At 59.7% G+C, this 7,555-nt stretch carries 6 protein-coding genes and 2 pseudogenes; 2 read left to right on the top strand and 6 right to left on the bottom strand.

Translation table 11 applies throughout. From position 1 onward, the window contains the following. The 4 genes and pseudogenes from J9892_RS24515 to J9892_RS24500 form a co-directional block, all read right to left on the bottom strand. Nucleotides 1-411: pseudogene (locus tag J9892_RS24515) on the bottom strand (IS5 family transposase); the annotation flags it as partial. Nucleotides 412-481: 70 nt separating this feature from the next. Continuing rightward, a pseudogene (locus J9892_RS24510) lies at nt 482-991 on the bottom strand (MFS transporter); the annotation flags it as partial. Nucleotides 992-1,171: 180 nt separating this feature from the next. Then, nucleotides 1,172-2,323 carry a CMY-1/MOX family class C beta-lactamase gene (gene blaMOX, locus J9892_RS24505; RefSeq protein ID WP_210539198.1) on the bottom strand — a complete coding sequence of 384 codons (1,152 nt, stop codon included), beginning with the start codon at nt 2,321-2,323 and terminating at the stop codon, nt 1,172-1,174. 179 nt (nt 2,324-2,502) lie between these two features. Next, the gene (locus J9892_RS24500; RefSeq protein WP_010673860.1) at nt 2,503-3,933 is read right to left on the bottom strand and encodes a sodium:alanine symporter family protein; all 1,431 of its coding nucleotides are present in this window, start codon (nt 3,931-3,933) and stop codon (nt 2,503-2,505) included. 725 nt (nt 3,934-4,658) lie between these two features. Between J9892_RS24500 and tal the strand changes: the two genes are divergently transcribed. Further along, nucleotides 4,659-5,609, top strand: coding sequence for a transaldolase (tal, locus tag J9892_RS24495; protein ID WP_148091121.1), 951 nt, complete (start codon nt 4,659-4,661; stop codon nt 5,607-5,609). Between the two features lie 180 nt (nt 5,610-5,789). Beyond that, nucleotides 5,790-5,969 (top strand): DUF3545 family protein, encoded by a 180-nt coding sequence (locus J9892_RS24490; RefSeq protein ID WP_010673858.1) that lies wholly within the window; start codon nt 5,790-5,792, stop codon nt 5,967-5,969. A 96-nt stretch (nt 5,970-6,065) separates the two neighbouring features. Here the strand turns inward: J9892_RS24490 and J9892_RS24485 are convergent, their stop codons facing one another. Together J9892_RS24485 and ung are read right to left on the bottom strand one after the other, a co-directional pair. Next, on the bottom strand, nt 6,066-6,611 hold the full coding sequence (locus J9892_RS24485; RefSeq protein ID WP_210539197.1) for a hemerythrin domain-containing protein: 546 nt from the start codon (nt 6,609-6,611) through the stop codon (nt 6,066-6,068). Between the two features lie 160 nt (nt 6,612-6,771). Further along, a complete protein-coding gene (ung, locus tag J9892_RS24480; protein ID WP_119196893.1) occupies nt 6,772-7,452 on the bottom strand; it encodes a uracil-DNA glycosylase in 681 nt (226 codons plus the stop codon). Nucleotides 7,453-7,555: the final 103 nt, after the last annotated feature.

Genomic DNA, 7,555 nt, shown 5'->3' with positions numbered 1-7,555 from the left:
CCAAGTGAATTTTGCTGCCGAAACCTCCCCGCGAACGGCCAAGGGCTTGATTCATTGAGGTGTTTTTTTACGTGCACCGGCAGCATCTTTGGATGCTCTGACATTGGAGCCGTCCAGGCACCACAGGTCGAAATCGATGAGCCCTTTTTCATTGAGCTTGAGTTGCAGCGCTTCCAGAATGGCATCAATCCGGCCTGCATCCTGCCAACGCCGGAAGGTGTTGTAGACCGAATTCCATGGTCCGAAACGTTCTGGAAGGTCTCGCCAAGGAGCTCCGGTGTGGAGTATCCAGAGAATGCCATCGAGCACTTGGCGCGGTTCACGGGTAGGGCGCCCGATCAGGCTTCGAGAAGGAAACTGGGGCTCGATAAGCCCCCATTGTGCATCAGTCAGCTGATAACGGCGGGACACGGAATGGATCTTAAGCTGTTGAGAAGATGTGAGATTATATCTTCATCACTTTAAGAACACAGCCTAGGGCACTGATGGCGGCCACCAGCGCCATGCCCACGAAGATGCCGCGCCACTCGAAGTGCGACAGGATGAGATAACCGAGTACGGGAGCCAGCACCGGAATGACGCAGATCACGCCGTTGATGAGGGAGAGAGCCATCGCGAGGCGCGCCTGGCTCAGCACATCCCGCAGCACGGTGAAGGTCATGATGTAGAGCGCTCCAGCGCCCACCCCTTGCCAGAAACGCCCCAGATAAAACTGGGCGATGCCGGTCGCCTCCGCCGCCACCAGGGAGGCGACCACGAAGATGAGGGCGCCCCCCAGTACCACGGGGCGCCTGCCATGGCGATCCGCCAGCATGCCCCCCGGCAGCACGGTAGCCGCCATGCCCAGCAGATAGATGGAAAAAGCGGTGTGGATCTGCGCCTCGCTCCCCTGCAGGGTTTGCGCAATGCGGGGCACGGCCACCAGATAGAGATCGATCCCGAGGGGATAGAGGATGATCATCAGAAAAGTACACAGCAGAAACATACCCATGAAGGCTCCATAGCAGCAGGTTTCACCATCACAGGTGCGCTGTCAGCGAGATTGACAACTCAATCCTGCAAAAGCAGAGGAAGATGCCGGGCACTATAGAGCGGGCGGCCTGCCGGGGCCTAGTGACGAGATGGCACTCGGCGATGCGGCGTGCCCTCAAGGCTCAGCGAAGGCGCTCCATTACCTGGCCAGTTGCGTCAAGATGGCGTGGGCCGCCTTGATGCGCGCCTCGTTGGGGTAGTTGCGATTGGCCAGCATGACGACGCCGATCCCTTTGGCCGGCACGAAGGCCACATAGGCCCCGAAGCCGTTGGTCGAGCCGGTCTTGTTGAAGAGCACAGGGTGCCCTGTTGCAGCGGGCGCGGGCGCCGCCGGGTTGGCATTGTAAATCATCGCCGGGGAGTTGCCCGCCAGCAGCGTCTGCTCGCTGACGGGATAGGCGTAACGCTCCCAGCCCAGTCCCTGGGTCATCTCCCCCACCGCATACTGGCCCTGGTGAGTCAGATCGATGGCCTGCTGCATGGCCGCATTATCCACCCCGCTGATGCTGGCCTTCACAAAGCGCAGCAGATCCGCCGAGCTGGTCTTGATGCCGTAGGCCTCGTCCGCCAGCATGCCGGGAGTGACGCGGATGGGCTTATCCTCCTTCGAGTAGCCGTAGGCGTAGTGCCCCATGGCCTGCTCGGGCACATTGAGGTAGGTATGGTACAGGCCAAGCCCCGGCAGGATCGTCTGCTCCATCAGGCGATCGAACGGCTGCTTCATGCTGCTCGCCGCCAGATAGCCAAAGAGCCCGATGCTGGGGTTGGCGTACTGGCGATGGGAACCCGGCGAGTAGGCTGGGGTCCACTGGCGGTAGTAGGCCTGCATCTTCTCGAGCGAATCCACCTCCTCGGGGAATTGCAGCGGCAAGCCGCCCGCGCTGTAGGTAGCCAGCTCCCCCATGGTGATGTTGTCAAAGGCGGATCCCTTGAGCCAGGGGGCGAACAGACTCGCCTTGTCATCGAGCTCGAAGCCCCCCTGCACCACGGCGTAGGCCCCCAGCGTCGCGGTCAGGGTCTTGCTCACGGAACCTATCTCGAACAGGGTCTGCTCGCTGACACCGACCGCGCGCTCCCGATCGGCCACACCGTAGTTGAAATAGTGGGCCTTGCCATCCTTGAGCACGGCCACCGCTATGCCCGGGATCCTGTGCTCCTTGAGCAGCGGCCGGATGCTGGCATCCACCACGGGGCGCAGGGGATCGGTCGCCGCCTTGTCACCGGCATGAGCCAGGCCGGCCCACATCAGGGTGGCCAGAGCGCCCCACAGGATGGATTGTCGTTGTTGCATTGCATGTCTCCTGACTGTCGTTAGCAAGGCATCGCCATGGCGGCGAGTGATGAACCCAGCATAGTCCCGCGAGGTGTGCTGCCGATGAGGCTCTGTGAAGTCGGTGTAAAGCCGCCCCCTCTTTTTACCCATGAAAAAGGGGAGCCATGGCTCCCCTTCAATCACCTTGCAACGCAGGCTTATTTCTTGCCCGGGTTGTCCCAGATCCCCTCTTCCAGCTGACTGCGCAGCTCCGGGTACTTGTTGGCATCGAAGGTGGGGACGCGCCCCAGCTTGAGCTGGTCGTTGTAGTCCTTGGCCAGCTTGATGGCGACGCCGGAGAGCAGCAGGATGGCCACCAGGTTGACGATGGCCATCAGCCCCATGGAGACATCCGCCAGAGCCCACACGGTCGGTAGCTCGCCCACGGAGCCGAACATCACCATGCCCAGCACGAACATCCGGAACAGCATCAGGCCGCCCTTGTGGTTGTGCTCGAGGAACACCAGGTTGGTCTCCGCATAGGAGTAGTTCGCCACGATGGAGGTGAAGGCGAAGAAGAAGATGGCCGCTGCGATGAAGATGTTGCCACCGCCGCCCACCTGGGAGGAGAGCGCACGCTGGGTCAGCTCGACACCGGTCACACCGGAGCCCGGCTCGAACTGGCCGGACATCAGGATGATGGCGGCAGTACAGGTACAGATGACGATGGTATCGAGGAAGACACCCAGCATCTGCACATAACCCTGGGAGGCCGGGTGCGGCGGATAGGGGGTGGCGGTGGCGGCAGCGTTGGGGGCAGAGCCCATGCCCGCCTCGTTGGAGAAGAGGCCGCGCTTGATGCCGTTGATCATCGCCTGGGAGATGGCATAGCCCATGGCGCCGGAACCCGCCTGCTCGATGCCGAACGCAGACTTGATGATCAGGGCCAGCACGCCGGGCAGCTCGCTGATGTTCATGGCCACCACGAACAGCGCCATCAGGATGTAGGCGAGCGCCATGAAGGGCACCACCAGCTCGGCGAAACGGGCGATGCCGCGGATGCCGCCGAAGATGATGAGGCCGGAGAGCACCACCAGGGCCAGACCGCTCACCCAGTCAGGGATGCCGAAGGCGACGTTCATGGCCAGGCTGATGGAGTTGGCCTGCACCGCGTTGAACACCAGACCGAAGGCCAGCAGCAGGCAGAGGGAGAAGACCACCCCCATCCAGCGCATGCCGAGGCCGCGCTCCATGTAGTAGGCGGGACCGCCCCGGTAGTTGCCATCCTCATCCTTGACCTTGTAGAGCTGGGCCAGGGTGCTTTCCACGAAGGCGGTGGCCATGCCTATGAAGGCAATCAGCCACATCCAGAAGACGGCGCCAGGGCCACCCAGATAGATGGCGACGGCCACACCGGCCAGATTGCCCGTCCCGACGCGAGCCGCCAGGCTGGTACACAGAGCCTGGAAGGAGGAGATGCCGGCGCTGTCGGATTTGCGACTGTTGCGCAGGACCGAGAACATGTGCCCGAAGTGGCGGATCTGGATAAAGCCCAGGCGGAAGGTAAAGAAGATACCGACCCCGATCAGCAGGTAAATGAGCACGGCTCCCCACATCAGGTCGTTAATCATTGCAATCAAGGTGTCCATAATTCTCTCGTTGTTATCACATCCATGGCCAGTCTGCGCTGACCGCTCTCTGTCAATTTCCGAACCAGCATTGCGCCGAAGGGGCGGAATCTAGCATAGCGAGGGAATTCAGAATAGTGACAGGGCTCACTGGGGAGACAAAAAACGAGCAATTTGATGCAAAAAAGCTTCATTTAGCACGCAATAAATCAACAAAAATTGATGCGCTACCCAGCGCCCTTACAAATTAGAGCCAATAGAGAACCAATTTACAACTCATCCCATGGGGGTAAAAACCGCTGAGTGAAACGACATCAGGGAGACAAGCGTTTGCTTCTCATGCCTCATCGGCAAGGGGTTGTAACGCAAAACGTTTTACACGTAATTAAATTTCAAGTAGCTGACAGAACTATTTATGTGACCTACCGCACAAATTCATGAATCCACCAAAATAATTGCGCTTTTCCATGTCGGAGCCAGCCGCCACACCATGAATAAAACTCGTTTTTTATCAAACACTTTCACCAGACAGCCGGTACCGCTTTCACCACCTGGCTGATTCGCATACAAGCCCCCCTATTGCAGGATGCGCCACATCCGTATTAATTAGGCAGGCAATGACGATGGGGCCTGCCCATCGCCCCTTTCTGAGCCTGAGCCGCCGGGATCTTGTAATTTAATTTCAGAACTGCCGTCTCATGCCCGCCACCCTGGGATTGCTCCCTCATAAAGAGATGATATTTGCCATGGCCGATAAATTGACCCAGCTGAAAGCCCTGACCACAGTGGTTGCCGATACCGGCGACATCGAAGCCATCAAGCGCTACCAGCCCATCGATGCCACCACCAACCCCTCTCTGGTACTCAAGGCCTCCGAGATCCCCGAGTACGCAACCCTGATCCAGGACGCCATTGCCTGGGCCAAATCCCAGAGCCAGGACAAGGCACAGCAAATCATCGACGCAGGCGACAAGCTGGCGGTCAACATCGGCCTCGAAGTGCTGAAAATCGTCCCGGGTCGCATCTCCACCGAAGTGGACGCCCGCCTCTCCTTCGACACCGACGCCAGCATCGCCAAGGCCCGCAAGCTGATCCGCCTCTACAACGAAGCCGGTATCAGCAATGATCGCATCCTGATCAAGCTGGCCTCCACCTGGGAAGGGATCCGTGCCGCCGAGGTGCTGGAGAAAGAGGGTATCCAGTGCAACCTGACCCTGCTGTTCTCCTTCGCCCAGGCTCGTGCCTGTGCCGAAGCCGGCGCCTTCCTCATCTCCCCCTTCGTCGGTCGCATCCTCGACTGGTACAAGGCCAAGAACGGCCGTGATTACACCGCCAGTGAAGATCCGGGCGTGGTCTCCGTCACCGCCATCTACAACTACTACAAGCAGCACGACTACCCGACCGTGGTCATGGGCGCGAGCTTCCGCAACACCGGCGAAATCCTGGAACTGGCCGGCTGCGACCGCCTGACCATTGGCCCCGCTTTGCTGGAAGAGCTGAGCAAGGCCGAAGGCACCGTGGTGCGCAAACTGGACTACACCGGCGAGCGCACAGCCAAACCGGCCCCGATGACCGAAGCCGAATTCCGCTGGGAGCTGAACCAGGACGCCATGGCCGTCGAGAAGCTGGGGGAAGGCATCCGCCTGTTCGCCATCGACCAGGGCAAGCTGGAAACCATGCTGGCAAGCCATCTGTAAAGCCGCTCGCCACACGGCTCTCACAGAGCGAAGTGGCACCGCAAAAACCGGGCTCCCGAAAGGGCAGCCCGGTTTTTTTGTGCCTGTTTCCGGTTGTCACAACTTCGTCATAAAAACGTTTTATTTTCAAAGGCGTCGTGTTATACGGATGGTGAAAACCATAAAACCAAGGAGGGAGCCATGGACATGTTCAACTTCGATTTTGACGAGGTCGTTGAGCTGGGTTCACGTAGCCGCGGGACAACGGGAAAAAAACGCAAATGGCGTGAGATTGAGGCGCTTAAAGACAAGCACCGCCTGCAAAAGGAGCTGCAGGCCATCGACATCGCCTATGAAGGATCGGACGACCTGGAGCTCTGATACGCCCACGTCGCCCATATTTCACTCCAGCGAGTGGAGCCATAAAAACAGCGCCCCGGATTGACCGGGGCGCTGTTTTTATGGGTGAACCTCCTTTCAGGCTGCAGGCAGCGAAAGCTGTTTGGCCAGCGCCTGGAAGTGCTGGCTTACCTCCGCCCCGAACAGGGGATCATTGATGGCCCGGTTCTGCCAGAGCTGTTCGAGATGACGCCAGTCATCCTCGGTCAGGGAGTCGCGCAGATGGGGGAAGATGGCCCCTTCCTCATAGTTCATGTGCGCCTCCTGCTGCTCGATGAACTGCTCCAGACGGGCCACGAACTGATCCAGCGGGATGACCGCATCCATCAGGATCATCTCCACCATCTCCTTGAGCTCGGTCCCTGCATCCAGCAGACGGGCGTGCTCCTCGTGCAGCCGGTTGGCCACCTCCCCCTCCACCACCCTGTATTTCAGGTAGTAGTCATAAATCATGTCTTCCTTCGGGTGGTGGTACTTGTCGGATACCTCGCGCAGATAATCCACCACATCCCGCAGCAGGAAGTAGCTCACCGGCTGCTCATTGCGAATGGCCGCCAGCTTTTGCTTGAGCAGCGTCAGCAACCGGGTGATGTTGAGGTGGTCCTTATGCAGACTGGATAACATGGGCACTCCTTGCACTGAAATGAGAAAACGTCTGTCTCGAGTATACGGTCATTTATTGCCTGAACTTTGCACTCAATCAAGTCGGATGCAGACAGCGGCTGCACCAGCCTCTCACCACAGGGGGCACAGGGGACACCATTTCCCCTGTGCATGCACGGCGTCAGGCCGCCGGATCGGCGCAGACCGAGAGCCAGTCGATGGGGTTGCGTCCCTGCTGGACCAGCAGGCGATTGGCCTCGGAGAAGTGGCCGCAACCGATGAAACCGCGATGGGCAGAGAGCGGGCTGGGATGGGGGGCGCTCAGCACATGGTGGCGCGACCGGTCGATGAAACGCCCTTTCTTCTGGGCATGAGCGCCCCACAATAGGAAGACGACTCCCTGGCAATGGGCATTGATCCGTTCGATGACTCGATCGGTAAAAGTCTCCCACCCCAGGTGGGCGTGAGAGTGCGCCATGCCCGCCTGGACCGTCAGCACCGTATTGAGCAGCAGCACTCCCTGTCTGGCCCAGGATTCCAGGAAGCCGTGATTGGGTGTGACAAAACCCGGCAGATCCCGCTGCATCTCCTTGTAGATGTTGACGAGGGACGGCGGCGTGCGCACTCCGGGCAAGACGGAGAAACAGAGGCCGTGCGCCTGGTCCGGGCCGTGATAGGGATCCTGCCCCAGGATCACCACCTTGACGTCATCCAGCTCGGTCAGTTTGAAGGCATTGAAGACCTCGGTCGCCGGGGGATAGATCACCTTGCCCGCCTCCCGCTCGGCCCTGACGGTGGCCAGGGTGTCCATGAAATACGCCTGCTCTTTCTCCGAACCAATCACATCTTTCCAGGTCAGCACACCCGTCTCCTCTCGTTGTGGATCCACTCCTTCCATCCTGGCTGGCATGCCAGCCTCTCCCCACTCCCCGCCTTCTGTCCAGCTTGGCACCGCTATCTCCTCG

The sequence above is a fragment of the Aeromonas sp. Prich7-2 genome, from assembly GCF_017939255.1.
Taxonomy (GTDB): domain Bacteria; phylum Pseudomonadota; class Gammaproteobacteria; order Enterobacterales; family Aeromonadaceae; genus Aeromonas; species Aeromonas caviae.
The sequence above is the reverse complement of the archived record's forward strand: the minus strand, read 5'-3'. Positions and strand labels throughout refer to the sequence as shown.

Coding starts and splice junctions, on each gene's coding strand:
- blaMOX (WP_210539198.1), bottom strand. CDS start 2,323: ATGCAACAACGACAATCCATCCTGTGGGGCGCTCTGGCCACCCTGATG.
- J9892_RS24500 (WP_010673860.1), bottom strand. CDS start 3,933: ATGGACACCTTGATTGCAATGATTAACGACCTGATGTGGGGAGCCGTG.
- tal (WP_148091121.1), top strand. CDS start 4,659: ATGGCCGATAAATTGACCCAGCTGAAAGCCCTGACCACAGTGGTTGCC.
- J9892_RS24490 (WP_010673858.1), top strand. CDS start 5,790: ATGGACATGTTCAACTTCGATTTTGACGAGGTCGTTGAGCTGGGTTCA.
- J9892_RS24485 (WP_210539197.1), bottom strand. CDS start 6,611: ATGTTATCCAGTCTGCATAAGGACCACCTCAACATCACCCGGTTGCTG.